Raw genomic sequence first — 19,223 nt, forward strand, 5'->3', positions numbered from 1 at the left:
AGAAAGGACAACAAAACGAAACTAAACATAATTATTATACAATGAAAACAAAATGATTTTTTACTTTTACGAATCCTAGCGAGAGACCTCTAATGATGAACATTATAGAAAGACACCAGCATATTCTAAACAAAATTCAGATAAACGGATCACTTGATGTTCATAGTTTATGCAAAGAACTAGATGTTTCTTCTGTTACAATCCGTAAGGATTTGAAACTCCTTGAAGACAAAAATCTTTTATACAGAACTCATGGTGGCGCAACATTAAATAATCCATATACTGTTGATAAACCTGTAAATGAAAAAGAGCTACTTCAATCAGCAGAGAAAACAAGGATAGGAATTCTTGCTTCGGAGCTAATAGAAGACAATGACTCAATTATTATAGCTTCTGGCACAACTGTTCTGGCTTTAGCCAGATGCATAAAACCAAAAGGCTCATTAACTGTAATCACATCCGCTTTAAATGTTGCTCTTGAGCTTATTCAGAATTCAAACATAGAAGTGATACAGCTAAGTGGCCTATTGAGAAAGAGCTCATCCTCTGTTACCGGCCCCTATTCCGACAATGTGCTAAGCAATATTTTTTGCAGCAAACTATTCTTAGGTGTAGATGGAATCGATCTAGAATTCGGACTTACCACAACCAATGCTCTTGAAGCTCATTTAAATCGCCAAATGATAGCATCTTCGCAAAAAATAATTGTCCTTGCTGATTCTACGAAATTTGGAAAGCGAGGCTTTGGAAGAATTTGTGGTATGGAGGAAGTTGATCATATAATTACCGATAATGGAATTTCAGAACATACAATTAAGTGTTTGGAAAGTATGGGAATTAAAATATCTATAATTTAAATGACCTAATTTAAAGTTCACAATAGATTAATATAGCTGGTGTACATTTACTATATACATCAGCCCTATGAACAGCGTTTTCAAATTCTTTATCCCGCACGACAAAAAATTTCAGCCCCTCTTTGAGCAATCTGGTAAAAATCTAATCACTATTTCAGAAACACTTTTACTCGCCCTTAGCACGAACGATGTGAACACCCGCAATAAGCACATAAAAAAAATTGAACAGCTGGAGCGAAATGGGAATAAAATCAGACATGCCGCATTCCTGGGACTAAGTAAGAGTCTGATTACGCCTTTCAGCAGAGCGGATATACATACACTTGTTAGCGCGCTTTATGACATTTCTGACTACATCAGAGCTGCTGCCATCAGTATCGAAATGTACAATATTATGCAGCTTGATAAAACAATGATCAAGCTGGCAAAGCTACTTATAGAAATGTGCAGAGATCTGGATAGTGCCCTTAAAGAACTAAGGAATCTTAAAAATAAAAGCATTATATCCGATGTTTGCTTAAGAATATATAAGGGTGAAAGCAAAGCTGATCAATTATGTAATCTCGCCGTAGCAGGGCTCTTTAAAACTGAAGCTAACCCAATAGAACTCATCAAGCAAAAGGAATTATTACAAACGCTCGAAATGGCTACAGACAGGTGTGATGATGCAGCTAATGCACTTGAAGCCATTCTTCTAAAAAATTCTTAATTATCTAAAAAAATAATACTCGAGCTATTGCATATCTAAATATTATTACATTACTTTGAAACACAAAGTACTTTTATGAAAGAGAAAGAAATCTATACCGAACTAAGCTCTATCAGACATCTGATGGAACGTTCCGCTAAATTCATTTCCTTAAGTGGTTTATCAGGGATTATGGCGGGTATTTATGCGCTAATAGGTGCCGCATTAGGTTACTATCTCGTGTATGGCCCCTATGGTGGTTTGCAATACCGTAATTATTATATTTCTGAGCAAGAGATACTTTGGAAACTATTTCTTATTGCCATTGTAGTTTTAATACTATCATTAGCTACATGCATTGTCCTTACCATAAGAAAAGCGAAAAAGAAAAACCAAAATGTCTGGAATCCAAGCAGCAAAAAATTACTTACCAGTGTTTCTATACCATTATTAACTGGAGGCATTTTTATACTTATCCTTTTACTTAGAGGTTACTATGGCGTAATTGCTCCGGCATCCTTAATATTTTATGGTCTTTCATTAGTAGCAGGTAGCACCTATACTTATACTGATGTTAAGTGGCTAGGCATTCTCGAGATTATACTAGGTTTGTTTGCAACCTTGGCACCCGGTTACGGAATTGTCTTTTGGACTATCGGATTCGGAATACTACATATTGTTTACGGTACTATCATGCATTTTAAATACGACAGGTGAAATTAGTTTTAGATCATTTTGACAAAGCATTTGAAAACCGGATTCGCCTACAGATTATGAGCGTACTGGTAGCTAATGAGAATTACGACTTTAATTCCCTTAAAGAATTATTGGAAGTAACTGATGGTAACCTTGCGTCCCATTTAAAAGCTCTGGAGAAAGAAGATTATATTATTATTTACAAATCTTTTCAGGGAAAAAAACCAAATACCACTTATGCTGCTTCAGAAAAAGGGCGAACCGCTTTTATTAAACATCTCCAGGCCCTCGAAAATTTAATTAAACAACAAAAAATATAATTTTTTTTATTCATTTACTTTGAAAATCAAAGTACTTTTAAAACAACGAAACCATGGACGCACTTCAAATACCACAACAGAAATCAGCCTTTAGTCAACTCTTAGACTCAGTTGGCGCAAAACTCTTTCTAATCGGAGTACTTACCTTGCTCCTACTTATTCCATCTTCATGGATTCAAATGCTCGTCTCTGAAAGAGAAACCCGCCAAGACGAAGCGACGGGTGAAATCGCCGAAAAATGGTCACGCACACAATTAATAGAGAGTCCAGTAATGCAACTGCCTTACAAAACAATGGTTAAAACAATTGATGCGAATGCCAAAATCACTTATAAGGAGCAATTATCAACTATCTACGTGCTTCCTGAGGATTTAAAAATTAACAGCCAGGTTAATCCCGAAATTCTACACAGAGGTATATTTGATGCCGTTGTTTATAATACCACACTTAAGATTAGCGGTAAGTTTAGTGAGCTCGAACTAAAGAAATCAGGTATCAATCCCGAAATGATATTATGGGATAAGGTCAAGGTGGTAGCAGGCTTAAGTGATTTTAAGGGACTAAAGAATAACCCTTCTATAAAACTAGCCAACTTACAGTACACCGCTGAACCTGACTTTGCTACTGAAAACCTTTTTGATAACAGTCTGGCAGTGCAAGCCAACCTAAGCACAACTAAAAGTTCAGCAATAACTTTTAACTACGATATAAACCTAAGGGGAAGTGGCGAACTTAACTTCCTGCATCTTGGAAAAAGCACATCAGTAGATGTTGCGGGAAATTGGGAAAACCCAAGCTTTACAGGAAACTACTTACCAGAAAAACGCAACATCACACAAAAGCAATTTACCAGCAATTGGAAAATGTCAAACTTCAACCGCCCATTTCCGCAACAATGGGAAGGAAAAAGCAATGCATTTACACCTAAAAATATAGAAAAAGCCACATTTGGCGTTAAGTTTCTCCTGCCTGTTGACCAATATCAAAAAACGATGCGTTCAGCCAAGTACTCCATCTTAATCATTCTATTAAGCTTCATATCTCTATTCTTTATAGAGCTGCTAAATAAAATCAAGGTAAACTTACTTCAATATGTACTAATAGGTGCTGCAATGATTATATACTACACCCTGTTATTATCCTTTACGGAACAGATAGGCTTTACTTTTGCCTACCTAATAGCCTCAATTGCTACAATTATCTTAGTCAGTTCTTTTATAGGGGCATTTCTAAGAAACAAAAAAGCCGCACTCGTTTTTGCGGCTATACTTAGCATTTTTTATGGGTTCATTTATGTAATCATCCAATTACAAGACATGGCACTTCTTTTTGGAAGTATCGGACTATTCATTACGGTAGCCTGCCTAATGTATTTCTCAGTTAAAATCAACTGGAATAAGCCTGAGCCAACCCAAATTTAGCAATCAATACGCTTTTCACTATATGTCTGTGCATTTCCTATGCACAGGCATTATATTTAAAACTACCACCTCCATTCACCAGCAATCTTTAGCGGAATTTCCAGATTATTCTCTTTTAAGAAATCCTTTATAACACCTTCACTTTGTCTTTCTACAGGTAAAACAGGAGTATTTGCCAATCCGTAAACTAGCATAGCACTATAACGTACTGTATTTTTTAGTTCTTGCTCATCAACCAATTTAAAAACGTCTCCGTCAGAATGGTAATAAGGGCCAGAATTATTAGGCAAATTCCCCCCAGTACCACCACCTATTGGAATTCCCTGTAGCATAAAAGGCTGATGATCGCTATGCAACCATGCCCCAGAATAAAACATATTTTTAAATCCTGTATCGATTTTAGCAATCTGGCTACCCCACGAAGCAAACAGATCTTTCATTTCAATTCTGCTGGTAGCAAATCCTTTCGGATCATTGGTCATATCATAGTTCAGCATAAATTTTATCTGATCTAGTGTATTCAAATGTTTTGCAGCTTCTACATATGCTTTCGAACCTAGCAGCCCTTGCTCTTCACCCATAAACAATACAAACTCAACCGTTCTTTTATTCTCCAATTTCAGTGTTTTATATGTTCTTGCCATATCTATAATTGCAAAGGAGCCAATCCCATTATCAATAGCTCCTGTAGCTAAATCCCAACTGTCTAAATGGCCACCCACTACAATCTTCTCATTTGGCAAATCTGTTCCTTTTAAGGTCGCAATTACATTTCTGGCTTTAATTACTCCCGAGAAATTAGTCATATTTAAGCTTGCGAACTGCTTCTGGTTTTTCAATTTCTCCTTAATTCGCATTCCATTTTCTAAACCGATACAAACCGCAGGTATGGTGATTAACTTACCCGTTACAGATGCAGTTCCGGTAAGCAATACTCCTCCTTTTACTCCATTGATAATAACAATCCCAGAAGCACCATATTGTGCAGCAATCGCGGCCTTTTCAGAGCGATGAAGAGTTGGCGTACCCTCTGGAGAACCAGGAAGCACCCCCAAAAACACCAACGCAATTTTTCCTTTTACATTTCCAGCATCTCGCTTATAATCTTCCTCCAGGCCATTACCTAAGTCAACCATTTCAGCAATTACATTTGCCTTTACCGGAGAATGGGCAAGCGTTACAGATGTTATTTTAATCAAGCTATCTTTATTACCACCAATCTTAGTTTCATTCGTTAAACGACTCCAACTCTCTACCTCAAAGGGCTGAAATTTCACATCATACCCATAAGATGCCAACAATTTATAAGCATATTCTTCAGCCTTTTCACCATTGGCAGACCCGGTTAATCTATGGCCTATTGATTCAGTTGCATTTTTTAAATTAATATACGCTTTTGAGTTACGCTGTACCTCCGTATTAATATTATTAAAAACAGCACTAAAATCATCCTGTGCCTGAACCTTAATAAAGGCACAAAAAACAAGTAAAAAGAGAGAAATTCTCATAGAAAAACGAATATTATTTTTTACGCTCAGTAGTATATCTTACCAGTTGTTCTAAACCCGTTCTGGCATCACCTGGTTCAAAACTATGCAGAATATCAAACGCTTCCTGCTGATATTGTATCATTTTCTGATTAGCATAGTGAACACCTTCATTTGCGTTCACAAAATCAATGATCTCTTGTATTTTTTTAGGGTCATCTTCATGATTCTTCACCAAACTAATCATTCTTTTTCGTTCGGCTTTCTCAGCTCTATTTAAAGCATAGATTAAAGGTAGTGTGACCTTTTTTTCTTTAATATCGATACCTAAGGGCTTGCCAACATCATCGGTTCCAAAATCAAAAGTATCATCTTTTATTTGAAAAGCGATTCCCACTTTTTCACCAAATAGGCGCATTTTTTCAATGGTCTCATCATCTGCACCGGCCGATGCGGCGCCACAGGCGCAACAAGAAGCAATTAAAGATGCTGTCTTTTGTCTGATTACATCAAAGTACAAAGCTTCACTGATATCCATTCTACGGACCTTCTCAATCTGAAGCAATTCGCCTTCGCTCATTTGCTTCACAGCCTCAGAAACTATTTGAAGCAAACGAAACTCACCATTATTAACGGATAACAATAAGCCTTTGGCCAGCAAATAATCACCAACCAAAACAGCAATTTTATTCTTCCAAAGAGCATTTATGGAAAAGAAGCCTCTTCTTTCATAGGCATTATCTACCACATCATCATGAACTAGTGTTGCCGTATGGAGTAATTCTACTAATGCAGCTCCACGATGTGTAGACTCTATAATACCCCCACAAAGTTTTGCAGCAAAAAAAACGAACATCGGACGGATTTGCTTACCCTTTCTTTTAACAATATAGTGGGTAATACGGTCTAATAACGGAGCATCACTGTGCATCGAGGCTTTGAACTTTTCTTCAAAGACATCAATGTCATTTGCTATTGGTAATTTTATCTGATCTATTCCAGGCATTCAGGTAAAAAATGTGTGTGCAAACATAAATTAAATTCCTTTAAAAGCGTACTTTTAGTAAAAAGTTTAAGATGAAAACAACATTTATAGTACTATCGTCTCTACTTGCACTAGTAATAGTGGTTTATCTACTAGGTCCAAAACCAAAGCATCCGATCTACGCAACAACGCTCCCTTCAGTTCCTGCAATTAATCAACTAGAAGATTATGTTAAAAATATAGAAAGCAAACATAAAATTAAACCCAATAATGAAGCTGAGATTGTTTGGGCAGACACAGCCAATAAACAACAAACAGAGTATGCCATAGTTTATTTACATGGCTATTCAGCCTCTAAAGAAGAAGGAAACCCCACCCATATAAATCTCGCAAAAAAGATAAAAGCCAATCTTTACCTCGCACGATTAGCTGATCATGGTATAGATACAGTTTCAGCAATGGAATATTTCACTGCCGACCGCTTATGGGAAAGTGCCAAACAAGCGCTTGAAATAGGCAAACGACTTGGTAAGAAAGTAATTCTAGTAGGCACCTCTACAGGAGGCACACTGACACTTAAACTTGCTGCAACCTACCCCGATATTTATAGCATTATCCTTATTTCGCCAAATGTGGCGATTAATGAAAAGCTTGCCTTTCTTGCCAATGATCCCTGGGGCTTGCAGATGTCTAGAATAGTAAGAGGTGGGAAAGAAGAAGTAGTAAAGGATAAATCCGATGAGTATAAAAAATATTGGTACACCCAGTACCGCCTTGAATCAGTAGTACAGCTAGAAGAATTAGTTGAAACTACAATGAACGAGGAAACCTTCAAAAATGTAAAGCAGCCAACACTACTTGTGTATTATTACAAAAATGAGCAGGAACAAGACCCTGTTGTAAAGGTTGATGCCATGTTAAAGATGTATGACGAATTAGGGACCCAAGCCGATTTAAAATCAAAAGTAGCTATTCCTAATGGGGGGAACCACGTTTTGGGTTCGCACATCACATCCAAGGATCTTGAAAGCGTTCAAAAAGCTATTGATGGCTTCGTAACAAAAACCCTAAAAATAAAGGTAAATTAACCTTTCATTGCTTTAGACGGGCAGGCAAAATCAGTTCTTTTTAATCCGGTAGATTTAATCGCTCCATAACCACCTGCAATATCCACAACATGATCAGCTCCTCTGGCTTTAAGAATAGAGGCAGCTATCATAGAACGATAGCCTCCAGCGCAATGAATATAATAAGTTTGCTTAGTATCAATTTCTTTTGTCCACTCATTAATATAGTCCAACGGACGAGTCAAGGTATTTTCTAAATGCTCTGCCTCATATTCTCCCGGCTTCCTAACATCAAGTGCATTAACATCAGGATTTTCATTAACGATATCCTCAAAAGCATCCGCAGAAATAGAAGTAATCGTATCTATATCCTTTCCACTAGCAGTCCAGGCAGCAATGCCGCCTTCTAAATAGCCAATAGTATTATCATATCCTACACGAGCTAAGCGTGTAATAGCCTCTTCTTCTTTTCCCTCTTCAACAATTAGCAATAAGGGTTGCTTCAAATCTGCTATTAAAGCCCCTACCCATGGAGCAAACTGCCCATTAAGCCCAATATTTACTGATGAGGGGATAAAGCCCTTGGCAAACACCTGTGGATCTCTGGTATCAAGAATCAATGCCCCTGTATGATTAACCACAGCTTCAAATTCATTTGGCGCTAAAGGAGTAGATCCTTTTTCATAAACCTCATCAAAACTCTCATAGCCATGTTTGTTCATAGCCGCATTTTTAGCAAAATACTGTGGTGGAGGCAAAATACCGTTTGTAACCTCCTCTATAAACTGTTCTTTTGTTGTTGCTTTAAGTGCATAATTCACTTCCTTTTGATTTCCAAGTGTATCAAAAGTTTCTTTACTCATGTTCTTACCACAAGCAGAACCAGCGCCATGTGCAGGATAAACTAGTACATCATCGGGCAAGGTTAATATTTTGTTATGCAATGAATCATATAAAGTACCAGCCATATCCTCAACAGTTAAAGAACCTTGCTGAGCCAAATCAGGCCTGCCAACATCTCCGATAAATAAAGTATCTCCAGTAAAAATACAATAAGCTTTACCGTCCTTATCAGTTAGCAAATAGGTTGTAGATTCTGGCGTATGACCAGGTGTGTGTAAGGTAGTAACCGTTAAATCTCCAATTTTAAATTGCTCACCATCCGTGGCAATATGAGATTTAAAGGAAGTTTTAGCAGTGGGTCCATATACAATTTCAGCGCCCGATTTCTCGGCCAAATCAATATGTCCAGACACAAAATCCGCATGAAAATGAGTCTCAAAAATATACTTTATTTTAGCATTATCTTTCTCAGCTTTCTTTAGATACGGCTCAACTTCGCGCAAAGGATCTATTATAGCCGCCTCCCCATTACTTTCAATATAATAAGCCGCTTCGGCCAAACAACCCGTATAAATCTGCTCAATATTCATTCCCATATACAAATTTAAGATTATAATCTTCCAGCTAAAAACCTACATCGCAAATTTACTTTAAACAGTTAATTCACCTCTTAAAGGCTGTTCTATTAAACGTACCAGTTCATTTTTCTCCAATCCTTGCCCCATTAGGTACATTAATTTAGTTGTGGTGGCCTCAAAAGTCATATCAAAACCACTTATCACTCCCATTTGTTGTAATTGCTTACTGGTTTGGTACATCCCAAGTTCAACAGAGCCACGTTGACATTGAGTAATATCAACAATCACCTTGCCTTTATCGATTGCCTTTCGCAGACATTCAATAAACCATTCAGCTGTAGTTGTATTTCCGGAACCAAATGTTTCCATAATTATAGCATCAACTGGCGAATTGGTTATTGCTTTAACCGCCTGTGGCGAAATGCCAGGATACAATTTAAGCACTCCAATATTTGGATTGAATTTCAAATTCACCTTTATTGCTTTCTCTGGCTGTGGCAAAATATAATTCTTGAAAAAAGAAAGCGTTACGCCTGCTTCTGCCAAAACCGGATAATTTGGCGATCTAAAAGCTTCAAATTTTTCTGCGTTATATTTTATAGATCTGTTACCTCTAAACAATTGGTAATCAAAATATATACATACTTCTGGAATCATTGCTTTTCCAGAATTCTTAGTGGCAGCTATTTCAAGAGCTGTAATTAAATTCTCTTTAGCATCCGTCCTGATTTCCCCGATAGGAAGCTGAGAGCCGGTAAGCACTACAGGCTTTCCAAGATTCTCTAACATAAAGCTTAAAGCCGATGCGGTAAAAGCCATCGTATCCGATCCGTGCAAAATCACAAAACCATCAAACTCCTCATATTTGTCGTAAATCAGTTGTGCAAGATCAGCCCAAATCTCTGGTGTCATATTAGAAGAATCCAGAATTGGATCAAAAGAATACACATCAAGATCATAGTTCAGTCGTTTAAGCTCCGGAACATTTTGTTGAATCTGCTTAAAATCAAAAGGGATTAACGTACCCGTTACGGGGTCATTAACCATCCCTATGGTACCACCTGTATATATGATAAGTATTTTAGTCATTATTAAATTTTAAAGACGCTGATAGAGTTTGCTGTAGTTACTGAGGCAATTTCTTCAATACTTGTATTGTAAATCTCTGCTAAGCGCTCTGCAACATGAATAAGATAGCTACTTTCATTAGGTTTTCCTCTAAAAGGAACTGGTGCTAAATAAGGAGAGTCTGTTTCCAAAACAACATTTGTTAGTGGAATATTCATTAACACCTCATCTAATCCTGATTTTTTATAGGTTACTACACCTCCTATACCCAGATAAAATCCAAGATCTATAGCTTGTTTAGCCTGCTCCAGATTACCTGTAAAACAATGAAAAATACCTCTTAATTTTTCGCCTTTTTCTTGTTCAAGCACTTCAAAAACTTCATCAAAGGCTTCTCTACAGTGAATCACAATAGGCAAATCAAGATCTTTAGCCCAGTTAATCTGCTCTACAAAAGCCGTTTTCTGAATCCCTAGGGTACTTTTATCCCAGTACAAATCAATCCCTATCTCCCCTATCGCATAGATTTCTCTGTCGACAATACTCTGGCAAATCTCGTCCAGTACCAACTCATAATCCTCTTTTACTTCACAAGGGTGAAGTCCCGCCATAGCAAAACAGTTTTTAGGATATTTCTTTACCATTGCATCTATACTGGCAATTGATGCGATATCAACATTAGGTAAAAATAATCGTCCTACATTATTATCAAGGCAGCGTTGCATTAGTAAAGCTTGTTTTTCCTCGTCTGTTTCGTAATACAGGTGTGTGTGGGTATCTGTTAAAAGCATGAGCAAAGTTAATAAAAAACCACGGTAAGTAAACAAAAAGCCCTTCCAGGATAAACCAGGAAGGGCTTTAATTATCAAACTGTTTTTACAGTCTACTTATTATTTTTTAGTTGCAGGAGCAGCAGGAGCTATTGGAGCAACAGTTGCACCAGCCTGAGCTGAAGGTTTTTTAATATCTACAACTTCAATTTCAAAACATAAAGGAGAGAAAGGAGCGATTCCAGCTTGTGGCTGACCACCTTCTCCGTAACCTAATACCGAAGGAATAATTACAGTGATTTTTCCACCTTTACCAATTAATTGATAAGCCTCGTCAAATCCTGGGATTGCAGCACCGATAGTAAACGGACGTGGAGCATATTTTGCCATAGCGTTATATTTTCCAGCTTCTTTAGCAACAGATTCGATAGAAGTATCAAAAATATTGTCTTTACCGTTTGCTTTTTTAGTAAGCAATTTACCAGTGTAGTTTAACATGATTGTATCACCGGCAACTGGTTTTTGTGCACTACCAGGAGTATTAATTACATAGTGTAAACCAGATGCAGTAGTTTGAGTTTTAAGGTTATTATCCTCAATGAATTTTTTAATCTTACCGGCTTCAGAATCTTTTGATTTAGCAATAGTAGCCTGGTAATCTTTTTGGAAAAACTCCTGAGCTTTCTTTTGGAAAGTTGTATCTGCTTCGCCAGCAGCTTTTTTCAATACTTTTTCAATTTTAACAGTAAACACCATGTAAGTATCTTTTGCATTTGCTGCTGGTTTTGGCTGACCAGAGTGTTTAGCCATAGTATCAAGATTTAACTTAAATGTTGCACTATCGCCCTCACCAAATAAATAAAGTACATCGTTCATATCACCCTCATAAGCTTTTTTTCCTACTGGAAATACTTGCGGCTGACCTAAATCGAACGTGCTTACAATTGTTGAATCTTTTTCAGTTTTTTGGATAAAGTTAATCTTAACGATATCGCCTTCTTTAATTTTTTCAGCTCCTTCAGATTTGTGTATTTGATACATCAAACCGCCTGGTCCTTTTTTGTAGTTGTTACAAGCAGCTAACCCTAATGTTGCTGCGAAAAGAATTACTATACCTTTCTTCATGTGGTTTTATAAATTATTTTTGGTTTCTATTTATACTTTTTAATTATACTTAAAAGGGTTGCCCCTGTTTACTGTAACAATTGAGTTTTATATTCTATCAATACAGATTTAAACTGTTCTATTGTATCTTCTAAATTCTTATCCGAAACTCCTCCTGCCGCGTTTCTGTGCCCACCTCCATTAAAGTATTTCTTACAAATCTCATTAGCAGGAAAATCGCCGGTGGAGCGCAAAGATAATTTAACTTTATCAGTTCTTTCAATAATAAATGCCGCAAGCCTGATCCCGTTTATAGATAGTGCATAATTCACTATACCTTCTGTATCGCCTGTAGCAATGTTAAACTGGTTTAATTCGGCCTTCGTAACTGAAATAATTGCGGTATTAAATTCTCTAAATATCTCTAACTTGTTACTTATACAATGGCCTAAAAACCTCAGTCTGTTTTCAGTTGCATTATCATATACTAGCTGATGAATCCTCCAGTGCTCAGCACCTAAGTCAATTAAATCGGCAGCCATACGATATACATCTGATGTTGCCGAAGGGAATCGGAAAGAGCCCGAATCCGTCATTATACCAGTATACAAACAAGTAGCGATGTCTTTATTCATCCTTGCTCCATCTCCCAGTTCATTTACAATAAACTCATAAACTAACTGAGCAGCTGCACACGCACTGATGCTCCAATGACGATAATCATCAAAATCTTCAGGTTCCAGGTGATGGTCTATCATTAATTTATAGGCATCCGAAGCTCTAACTAACTCACCAAGTTCATTAATTCTGGTAAGACTATTAAAATCAAGACAAAATATCATTACTGCTTCTGCAACCAATTCAGCAGATTGCTCAGGTTGTTCTGTGTAAATAATTACATCCGAATTGTTAGGAAGCCAATGCAAAAAATACGGATAGTCAGTCGGAGTAATCACCTTTACATGATGCCCAAGCTGAATCAAATACGCATATAGCCCCAAAGAGGAACCCATTGCATCCCCATCAGGTTTATGATGAGTAGTGATTACTATTTTTTGCGGCGTAGCCAGCAACGACTTTATTTCTGAAATGGACAACATAATTTTCGGTCGCAAAGCTAATGATTTAATGATTAATTGAACCTATTATATTTCTTCTGTAAATCTATTTATTTTAACACTGCGGAGAGATCGGTGTAATTGTTTTAAGCAGTACAGATTATATCTAAGTTTCAAACTTTAATATTAACAGTATAAAACGTAATTTTGCAAAAAAATTGAAATAAATAAAATGACAACGAACAGAACTTTTACCATGATCAAGCCTGATGCTGTTGCAAATGGGCATATCGGTGCAATTATTAATGATATAACTGCAGCTGGCTTTAAAATCATCGCATTAAAATACACTCAATTAACGCCTGAAACTGCTGGTAAATTTTACGAAGTACATAAAGAACGTCCTTTTTATGCTGATTTAGTAAGCTTCATGTCTTCAGGACCTATCGTTGCTGCTATTTTAGAGAAAGATAACGCTATCGAAGATTTCAGAACTCTTATTGGTGCTACCAACCCTGCAGAAGCAGCTGAAGGTACTATCCGCAATAAATATGCTAAATCTATTGATGCAAACGCTGTTCATGGTTCAGATTCAAATGAGAATGCTGCTATCGAAGGTGATTTCTTTTTCACTGCTGCAGAGCGTTTCTAAACAAAAAACTCATTACCCTGCATGTTCAAAATTTAAATAACATGCAGGGTAATAATCATAAGTTTGTACCTTTCGGGACAAATTTATTAAAATGAAGAAGATCGCAATCGCACTTTTATTACCATTATGCTCTGTTGCAGCACTTGCTCAAACAAGCAAAAAAACTACCCCGGCAAAAAAAGCACCTGCTGCTAAAAGCACAAAAAAACCAATCTCAACACCTACTTTCAAAACTACACTGGATTCAGCTAGTTATTCTTTTGGAATAACAATGGCCACTAATATGAAAAAAGATGGCTTGAATGCTCTTAATTATGACTTGTTTGTAAAAGGTCTTCAGGATGCTTTCAACGAAAAGCCATTTGCGCTTACCACACAAGGATCACAGGCTGCCATCAACAATTTATTTGTAACTTTAGGCAAAAAGAAATTCGGACCTGCAATTGCAGAAGGATCAACATTTCTGGAAAACAACAAAAAACAACCGGGAGTTCAGGTAACACCTAGCGGATTACAATACCAGGTTATTACAAAAGGCACAGGCATTATGCCTAAAGCTACAGATACTGTACTTGTACATTATAAAGGCACTTTATTAAACGGAAAACAATTTGACAGCTCGTACGACAGAAATGAGCCTATATCATTCCCTCTGAATGGTGTAATTGCCGGCTGGACTGAAGGGGTACAATTAATGCCTGCAGGTTCAAAATATAAATTCTTTATTCCATATAACCTTGCCTATGGCGAGCGTGGAGCAGGTCAGGACATCCCTCCTTACAGCACACTTGTATTTGAAATCGAACTACTTAAGGTAAACGGAAAGTAAATATAAAACCATTGGCGTAAGATTTTGTTAAGTAATTAAAACAGAAAGCTTATGATGACCAAAAGATTTTTTCCCCTTGCAATTATAGTATTTCTAACAACCACATTAACCAGTTGTAAATTAATTGAAGGAATTTTTAAAGCAGGTGTAATGACGGGGGTAATCGTTGTTGTTCTAGTTCTGGCACTAATCATTTGGTTGATCAGTAGAATATTTTAAAGCAAGTACACCCAAAAACTACTACAGAAATACAATATCTGTAATCACTTCGGAGCCGGCACGTTCATTAATTTTTTGAATGATGCCGGCCCTAACCATCAGCAATTCATTTTTAACCACTGATGATTCAAGCCTTACAAACAACTTTTTATGTGCTATATAAATTTGTGTAGTTCTATTTGCAACGGCCTTGCCCATTAACTCTGGCCAAAAAGCTACTACAGAAGTCTCATCAAACCGCCCCTTTAGTTTGTATACATTCAGTAATTTACCAATACCTTCTTTTAAGGTAATATCTTTAGGTTTACGCATGATTTACTGATCCGTTAATTACTTCAAATAATGTTACCGGCACATTAATCTTATTAAATAATGCCAAAACTCTCTCTCTTCCTGTATCTGTTATAAAAATCTGTCCAAAGTCCTGATGAGAAACCAACTCCATTAGTTTATGCATCCTCCTATCGTCCAGTTTATCAAAAATATCATCCAACAACAACAAAGGCTTAAACCCTTTATGTTCCTGAAGATAAGCATATTGAGCCAACTTCAATGCAATTAAAAACGATTTCTGCTGTCCCTGAGAACCGAACTTCTTTAAAGGCATTCCTGTAATGGTAAATAACAGCTCATCCTTATGAATTCCAGTGGTAGTTCTTTCTAAAATCTTATCCTTTTCTATTGATTGCGCTAGTAATTGTTCAAAGGGGGTATCAATTAGCTGACTTTGGTATTGTAAACTTACCTGCTCATTATCCTCTGTTAAAAACTGATAATACTTATCAAACAGAGGAATAAAATCAAGCATAAACTGCTTTCTTTTGGCGAATATCTTCATACCCGACTGAACCAACTGCTCATTATAAATCTCCAGCAAAGTTGGGTCATAGCTTCTGATTATTGCTATCTGCTTAAATAATGCATTCCGATTTAACAAATGGCGGTTATAAAGAATAAGCTCATCCAAATAATGCGTATCTGTTTGAGAAATCACGTTATCCATAAAACGCCTACGCTCCTCACTCCCATCAGTAATGATATTCGTATCGTATGGAGAAATCATTACCAAAGGGAACAACCCTATATGATCGGCAAGTTTATCGTACTCTTTTTTGTTCCTCTTAAACTGCTTTTTCTGATTTCTTTTTACCCCACAGGTAATTTTTTCGTTCTTTTCCTTACGATCAAAATCGCCTTGTATTAAAAATAAATCTTCAGCTGTTTTAATCTGCTGACTATCTATTGGATTAAAATAACCCTTGCAAAGGCACAAATAATGTATTGCATCCAGCAAATTAGTTTTACCGGCGCCATTATTTCCAACAAACGCATTTACTGTTTTCGAAAAACTAATACTCGCATCTGCGTAGTTCTTAAAATTGAGAAGTGTAATATTTTTTAACCACATATTATCAGTAGCCAAAGTTACCGTTTAGCTTTGTTAAATCAGGCTGGTATTGCCCTATTTATTTCCCCACAAACTTTGGCGTTTTTGATGGTCTGTTACTACGTTAGATTAACATATTAAACCATCGGTCGGTTCTAATTAACGCTCAGTTCATTAAAGTTTATTTAAATACTCAAAAAAGGGGTTGATACTTTAATGTAAAAATGTATTTTTGCAGTCCTTAATTTTTTTAAATAAAATGTCCACAACAGAAAAAGAAATAAATCAACCGGTAAGAAAGGGTTCTTTTTTACAAGAAAACTCGAAAAGCCTTTTGTTCATTGCAGGTGCTATCATTGTACTAATTGGAATTTACATCTGGTATCAGAGTGTTTATTTAAAAAACAGAGCGGAAGAAGCTTCAGCTAAAATGTATAAAGCAGAGCAATTCCTAGGAGTTGACTCATTAGCCAGCAAAGCTATAAACGGCGAAGGCGGTTACCCAGGATTTGAAAAAATTGCTGACGAGTATGCAAATACTAAATCTGCTAACCTAGCTAATCTTTATTTAGGTGGTATCTATTTACGTAAAGGTGAATACCAAAAAGCAATTGAGTCTTTAGGTAAATATTCTGAAACAGGAAGCCCTGTTGCAGATCCTTTAGCTTTAGGTTTACTTGGTGATGCATATAGCGAGTTAAAAGATTACAAACAAGCAATCACTTACTATAAAAAAGCAGCTGACAAAGCGAGCAACAAATTTACTTCTCCATTGTTCCTTAAAAAACTTGGTTTAGTTTATGAAGTTCAAAAAGAATATAAAGATGCTGCGGAAGCGTATACTAAGATCAAAACTCAGTATCCTCAAAGTCAGGAAGCACAAATGATTGACGAATATATTGCCCGTGCAGAAGCACAAGTAAAATAAGTCATCACAACTTTTATACAAAAGGCCGGTACATTCTGTACTGGCTTTTTTCGTTTAATATCTTCCCGTTCTTCTGAATTCATTTCAGTATCTCACAACAGCTATTCAAAAAATAGGCTCAATCAAGAGAGATTCTGAAATAAATTGAGAATGACTGACAACTTACAATACTTTTATGATTTTTATATAGATTTGCCGCATGGCAACACAATTAAAAAACCTGTCTGATTTTTCTCATACAACAGTACCCAATGGAAGCGCTTATAAAATAGCGATAGCAGTAGCAGAATGGAACGCAGAGATTACCGGAAGCCTGTACAATGGCGCATTAGAAACGTTAGTTAAACATGGCGTTTCTGAGGAGAATATCCTTTCAATTGCTGTACCCGGCAGTTTTGAATTAACATCCGCAGCTGATCTTCTTTTGCAAAAACACAAGGATCTTGATGCGGTTATTTGCCTTGGCTGCGTAATTCAGGGAGACACTAAACACTTTGATTTTATTTGTGATGCAGTTGCAAATGGTATTACTCAGGTAAGTGTTAAACATAGCAAACCTGTCATTTTTGGTGTTTTAACAACCAACGATCAACAACAAGCGATAGACAGAGCAGGCGGTAAACACGGGAATAAAGGTGATGAAGCCGCTATTACCGCATTAAAAATGGCTGAGCTATCGGCTACAGTTTAAAATTACTTTGATACTTTCTTCAAAAGATGTAGATTAGAAGGATATATCAATTAAAGATTCATACAGATGAAGAAAGTAGCTATTTTATTACTCGGCGTATTTTTTGCCATATCTGTTTTAGAAGCATGTTCTAACAAGATTTGTCCTGCTTACAATTCGTATCCGGAAGGCAAAAGAAGAAGATGAGAACTAAGGCTAAACTTTAGAAAGATTATAGATGCAGTGGAAAAACATTACTGATTTAACTCAAATCAGCGAAATACAACAAAAAGAGGGTTACAGTTTAATATTTAAACACAGCACCCGTTGTTCAGTTAGCTCAATGGCTAAAAGACGTTTTGAATTGGACTGGGAAGCAATACCGGCTGACACCTCCCTATATTTTTTAGATCTGATCAACTACAGAGATATTTCAGCACAAATAGCTGAGACCTTTCAGGTACATCATGAGTCACCTCAAATCTTATTGATTAAAAATGGTGATTGTATTTTAGATGCTTCTCATAGCGATATCTCTGCAGATGAAGTTGCAGAAGTGATAAAAGAATAACATTACATCATTCAAACATTTCAGTTTTGCAACAATTCAAACCTATTGCTTAACTTTGCGCCATGATCGCACTTCCGGTTGTTTCAGAAAACCCAGTACAACGTAAACCAGATTGGCTTAGAGTAAAGCTTCCTGTAGGTAAAGAATATGCACAAGTTCGTAGCCTTGTAGACACACACAAGCTACATACCATCTGCGAAAGCGGTAATTGCCCAAATATGGGTGAATGCTGGGGTGCAGGTACTGCCACCTTTATGATTCTTGGAAATATCTGTACTCGCTCCTGCTCATTTTGCGCTGTAGCAACAGGCAGACCTTTAGCTGTTGATTTAGATGAGCCAAACCGTGTTGCCAATTCTGTTAAATTAATGCAGGTAAAACATTGTGTTATTACTTCTGTTGACAGAGATGATTTAAAAGACGGCGGTTCTATTATCTGGGCTGAAACATTACAAGCCATCAGAAGAGAAAGTCCTGAGACGACACTTGAAACACTGATTCCTGATTTCAGAGGCGTATGGGATAACTTATACCGCGTATTGGAAGAAAGACCTGAGGTTATGTCGCACAATGTAGAAACCGTTAGACGCTTAACCAAACAAGTGCGCATCCAGGCAAAATACGACAGAAGCTTAGAGTGCCTTAAACGTATCTCGGAATTTGGATTAAGAACTAAAACAGGTATTATGCTTGGCTTAGGCGAAACAGAGGATGATGTTTTAGAGGCTATGGATGACCTGGTAGCAAATGGGGTTCATATTTTAACACTTGGCCAATATTTGCAGCCGACACGCAACCATCACCCTGTGATAGACTGGATTCACCCTGATCAATTTGCCAAATACAAAGAAATAGGATTAGCTAAAGGTTTAAGGTATGTAGAGAGCGGCCCGTTGGTACGTTCATCTTATCATGCTGAAAAGCATTTGTTTGATTTTTAACTGCCGGTTAATAAAAAAACAAATACTCCTTTCATCTTGTTGTAGTTTCTGTATATTAGCAAACCCTTGGCAACTACAAAAAAA

General features: G+C 36.8%; 21 protein-coding genes. 12 read left to right on the forward strand and 9 right to left on the reverse strand.

The genetic code is table 11. The features are described from left to right. The first annotated feature begins 92 nt into the window (after positions 1-92). The 5 genes from J1905_RS23055 (at position 93) to creD (ending at position 3,982) form a co-directional block, all read left to right on the forward strand. Positions 93-857, forward strand: coding sequence for a DeoR/GlpR family DNA-binding transcription regulator (locus J1905_RS23055; RefSeq protein WP_214229550.1), 765 nt, complete (start codon positions 93-95; stop codon positions 855-857). A 67-nt stretch (positions 858-924) separates the two neighbouring features. Next, a complete protein-coding gene (locus J1905_RS23060; RefSeq protein WP_214229551.1) occupies positions 925-1,566 on the forward strand; it encodes a DUF47 domain-containing protein in 642 nt (213 codons plus the stop codon). Positions 1,567-1,641: 75 nt separating this feature from the next. Next, on the forward strand, positions 1,642-2,262 hold the full coding sequence (locus tag J1905_RS23065) for a hypothetical protein (protein WP_214229552.1): 621 nt from the start codon (positions 1,642-1,644) through the stop codon (positions 2,260-2,262). Continuing rightward, on the forward strand, positions 2,259-2,561 hold the full coding sequence (locus tag J1905_RS23070) for a winged helix-turn-helix domain-containing protein (RefSeq protein ID WP_214229553.1): 303 nt from the start codon (positions 2,259-2,261) through the stop codon (positions 2,559-2,561). The genes J1905_RS23065 and J1905_RS23070 overlap by 4 nt, the downstream gene beginning before the upstream one ends. 53 nt (positions 2,562-2,614) lie before the next feature. Then, positions 2,615-3,982: a cell envelope integrity protein CreD gene (gene creD / locus J1905_RS23075; RefSeq protein WP_214229554.1), complete on the forward strand. Its 1,368-nt coding sequence runs from the start codon at positions 2,615-2,617 to the stop codon at positions 3,980-3,982. Positions 3,983-4,044: 62 nt separating this feature from the next. Here the strand turns inward: creD and J1905_RS23080 are convergent, their stop codons facing one another. Continuing rightward, positions 4,045-5,490, reverse strand: coding sequence for a M28 family peptidase (locus tag J1905_RS23080; RefSeq protein WP_214229555.1), 1,446 nt, complete (start codon positions 5,488-5,490; stop codon positions 4,045-4,047). 13 nt (positions 5,491-5,503) lie between these two features. Next, entirely contained in the window at positions 5,504-6,475 is a 972-nt protein-coding gene (locus J1905_RS23085) for a polyprenyl synthetase family protein (RefSeq protein WP_214229556.1), read from the reverse strand. A 71-nt stretch (positions 6,476-6,546) separates the two neighbouring features. Here J1905_RS23085 and J1905_RS23090 point away from each other — a divergent pair, with 71 nt between their 5' ends. Further along, positions 6,547-7,542, forward strand: coding sequence for an alpha/beta hydrolase (locus J1905_RS23090; protein ID WP_214229557.1), 996 nt, complete (start codon positions 6,547-6,549; stop codon positions 7,540-7,542). Here the strand turns inward: J1905_RS23090 and J1905_RS23095 are convergent. From J1905_RS23095 to J1905_RS23115, 5 genes are all read right to left on the reverse strand, one after another. After that, positions 7,539-8,960 carry an MBL fold metallo-hydrolase gene (locus tag J1905_RS23095; RefSeq protein WP_250318180.1) on the reverse strand — a complete coding sequence of 474 codons (1,422 nt, stop codon included), beginning with the start codon at positions 8,958-8,960 and terminating at the stop codon, positions 7,539-7,541. The genes J1905_RS23090 and J1905_RS23095 overlap by 4 nt on opposite strands. Positions 8,961-9,014: 54 nt before the next feature. Then, the gene (locus tag J1905_RS23100; protein ID WP_214229558.1) at positions 9,015-10,031 is read right to left on the reverse strand and encodes an asparaginase; all 1,017 of its coding nucleotides are present in this window, start codon (positions 10,029-10,031) and stop codon (positions 9,015-9,017) included. Positions 10,032-10,033: 2 nt separating this feature from the next. After that, complete coding sequence (locus J1905_RS23105) at positions 10,034-10,801, reverse strand: TatD family hydrolase (protein ID WP_214229559.1); 768 nt, start codon at positions 10,799-10,801, stop codon at positions 10,034-10,036. A 99-nt stretch (positions 10,802-10,900) separates the two neighbouring features. After that, complete coding sequence (locus tag J1905_RS23110) at positions 10,901-11,905, reverse strand: FKBP-type peptidyl-prolyl cis-trans isomerase (RefSeq protein ID WP_214229560.1); 1,005 nt, start codon at positions 11,903-11,905, stop codon at positions 10,901-10,903. A gap of 68 nt (positions 11,906-11,973) precedes the next feature. Continuing rightward, positions 11,974-12,984 (reverse strand): DHH family phosphoesterase, encoded by a 1,011-nt coding sequence (locus J1905_RS23115; RefSeq protein ID WP_214229566.1) that lies wholly within the window; start codon positions 12,982-12,984, stop codon positions 11,974-11,976. A 190-nt stretch (positions 12,985-13,174) separates the two neighbouring features. Here J1905_RS23115 and J1905_RS23120 point away from each other — a divergent pair, with 190 nt between their 5' ends. Together J1905_RS23120 and bamJ are read left to right on the forward strand one after the other, a co-directional pair. Further along, entirely contained in the window at positions 13,175-13,594 is a 420-nt protein-coding gene (locus J1905_RS23120; RefSeq protein WP_108205087.1) for a nucleoside-diphosphate kinase, read from the forward strand. Positions 13,595-13,685: 91 nt separating this feature from the next. Then, the gene (gene bamJ / locus J1905_RS23125) at positions 13,686-14,423 is read left to right on the forward strand and encodes a BamJ family beta-barrel-assembly machinery protein (protein WP_214229561.1); all 738 of its coding nucleotides are present in this window, start codon (positions 13,686-13,688) and stop codon (positions 14,421-14,423) included. Positions 14,424-14,663: 240 nt separating this feature from the next. Here bamJ and J1905_RS23130 read toward each other — a convergent pair whose 3' ends face one another. Together J1905_RS23130 and recF are read right to left on the reverse strand one after the other, a co-directional pair. After that, positions 14,664-14,954, reverse strand: a complete 291-nt coding sequence (locus J1905_RS23130) for a DciA family protein (protein WP_214229562.1) — start codon at positions 14,952-14,954, stop codon at positions 14,664-14,666. Beyond that, positions 14,947-16,050: a DNA replication/repair protein RecF gene (gene recF / locus J1905_RS23135; RefSeq protein ID WP_214229567.1), complete on the reverse strand. Its 1,104-nt coding sequence runs from the start codon at positions 16,048-16,050 to the stop codon at positions 14,947-14,949. The genes J1905_RS23130 and recF overlap by 8 nt, the downstream gene beginning before the upstream one ends. Before the next feature lie 238 nt (positions 16,051-16,288). On the opposite strand from recF, the gene J1905_RS23140 reads away from it, so the two are divergent. From J1905_RS23140 to lipA, 4 genes are all read left to right on the forward strand, one after another. After that, positions 16,289-16,957 (forward strand): tetratricopeptide repeat protein, encoded by a 669-nt coding sequence (locus J1905_RS23140; RefSeq protein ID WP_173090090.1) that lies wholly within the window; start codon positions 16,289-16,291, stop codon positions 16,955-16,957. A gap of 199 nt (positions 16,958-17,156) precedes the next feature. Continuing rightward, entirely contained in the window at positions 17,157-17,648 is a 492-nt protein-coding gene (ribH, locus tag J1905_RS23145; protein ID WP_214229563.1) for a 6,7-dimethyl-8-ribityllumazine synthase, read from the forward strand. Between the two features lie 217 nt (positions 17,649-17,865). After that, a complete protein-coding gene (ytxJ, locus tag J1905_RS23150) occupies positions 17,866-18,198 on the forward strand; it encodes a bacillithiol system redox-active protein YtxJ (RefSeq protein ID WP_214229564.1) in 333 nt (110 codons plus the stop codon). A 62-nt stretch (positions 18,199-18,260) separates the two neighbouring features. After that, positions 18,261-19,139: a lipoyl synthase gene (gene lipA, locus J1905_RS23155; RefSeq protein ID WP_108205081.1), complete on the forward strand. Its 879-nt coding sequence runs from the start codon at positions 18,261-18,263 to the stop codon at positions 19,137-19,139. The last annotated feature ends 84 nt before the right edge of the window (positions 19,140-19,223 follow it).

The sequence above is a fragment of the Pedobacter sp. B4-66 genome (assembly GCF_018492665.1).
Taxonomy (GTDB): domain Bacteria; phylum Bacteroidota; class Bacteroidia; order Sphingobacteriales; family Sphingobacteriaceae; genus Pedobacter.